This window comes from Actinoalloteichus spitiensis RMV-1378 (assembly GCF_000239155.1).
Lineage (GTDB): Bacteria > Actinomycetota > Actinomycetes > Mycobacteriales > Pseudonocardiaceae > Actinoalloteichus_B > Actinoalloteichus_B spitiensis.
The window spans coordinates 1-1,550 of the sequence record NZ_AGVX02000570.1 but is presented as its reverse complement, the minus strand read 5'-3'; the positions used below and the strand labels follow the sequence as shown (position 1 = coordinate 1,550).

General features: G+C 72.6%; 1 protein-coding gene. It reads right to left on the bottom strand.

All coding sequences use genetic code 11. The annotated features are described in order from the left end of the window. Nucleotides 1–1,156, bottom strand: a 1,156-nt coding sequence (locus ACTIDRAF_RS0221875) for a cytochrome P450 (protein WP_016700846.1), incomplete at its 3' end; no start/stop codon positions are given. Nucleotides 1,157–1,550: the final 394 nt, after the last annotated feature.

The following is a 1,550-nucleotide window of genomic DNA, read 5'->3' as shown; positions in this document are numbered from 1 at the left end:
CCGCTTCGGCCGGGCCGTCCAGCCGCAGGGTCGGGAACCGCCTGACGAGTTCGCTGAGGGCGATCTGCAGTTCCACCTTCGCCAACTGCGCCCCGAGGCAGTGGTGGGGACCGTGCCCGAAGGCGACGTGCGGGTTGTGCCGCCGGGTCAGGTCCAGGGTCTCCGGATCCTCGAACACCCGCTCATCCCTGTTCGCCGCCGACGTCGAGGTGAACACGGCCTCACCGGCCCGGACCAGCCCACCCGCGATCTCGACGTCCACCTTCGCCACCCTGGGCAGCGTGACGCCGTTGACCAGTGGCACGAACCGCAACAGTTCCTCCACCGCCCGAGGGATGAGGTCGGGCTGGTCGACCAGCAGTTCCCACCGCGACCGCTCCGACAGCAACAGGAAGCAGGAGTCGCCGATCTGGTTCGCCGTCGTCTCGTGCCCGGCGATCAGCAGGACGAGCGCGAACATGACGAGCTCGTCCTCGGAGAGCCGGTCCGCCTCCCCCGGCACCGTCGTGTCCCTGGCCGCCACCAGATCAGCCAGCAGATCGTCGTGGCGGTGGAGGCGGTGCCGCTCCACCAGGTGGGCGAAGTACTCCTTCATCTCCGCCAGGGACGCCGCCGCCTGCTCGGCGGTGTAGGCGGTGGTCGAGAGAACGGCGTCCGACCACGGTAGGAAGTTCGCCCGGTCCTCGTAGGGAACCCCGAGGATCTCGCAGATCACCTGCACCGGGAACGGGAGGCCCAGCGCCGTGACGAGGTCGGCGGGCGGCCCCGCGCGCTCCACGGCGTCCAGCAGGTCGGAGGCGATGCTGGCGGCCCGGGGGCGGAACGACTCCAGGCGGGCGGGGCTGAACGCCGGTGCCGCCAACCGGCGGAGCCGGCTGTGGTCCGGGGGGTCCAGACCGGCGATCGTGTCATCGGGTCTGCCCACGGCGGTCATCCGGGGAACCGAGTCGCCGGCGGCGGCCGCCGCGCTGAACCGGGGGTCGGACAGGACTGTGCGCACGTCCTCGTAGCGGGTGACCAACCAGCCCTCACCCCCGAAGGGCATGCGGATCCGGGCCAGTGGTCGTTCCCGGCGGAGCAGCCCGAAGAGCGGGTCGATCTCGATCCCGTCGATCTCGGACAGCCCGAAGACCGTGTCCGTGGTGGTGTCCGTCATCTCTCGTCCGTTCGTCGAACAACAGGATTGGTCCGCGGTGTCATCGCGGGTGAGCCGCCGTCTCGCCGACCGGTCCCGGGGCTCCTCCTCCCCGGTCCGGGGACGGCGAGGTCGAAGGTCCTCGTGAACGGGGGTGGGCCGGAGCCGTCCGCCCCGCTCACCGCTGGTGGGAGGGTGGCCGTCGCATCCGCTCGCCTGCTCCGCGACACGCCCGACCGAGGCCGGTGGGCGGCTCGTCCGAGGCGACGGAGCGCGGACCGCCCCCGCGCTCCGCGCCCCCGCTGACGTGCGCGGCGATCCCGGGTGGGACCGGGAGGAGCGGTGATCACCGGACCACCGGACGGGACCGGGCCGACCAGGGCCGGCGCGGCCGCGGCTTGCGGGTCGGGTGGGC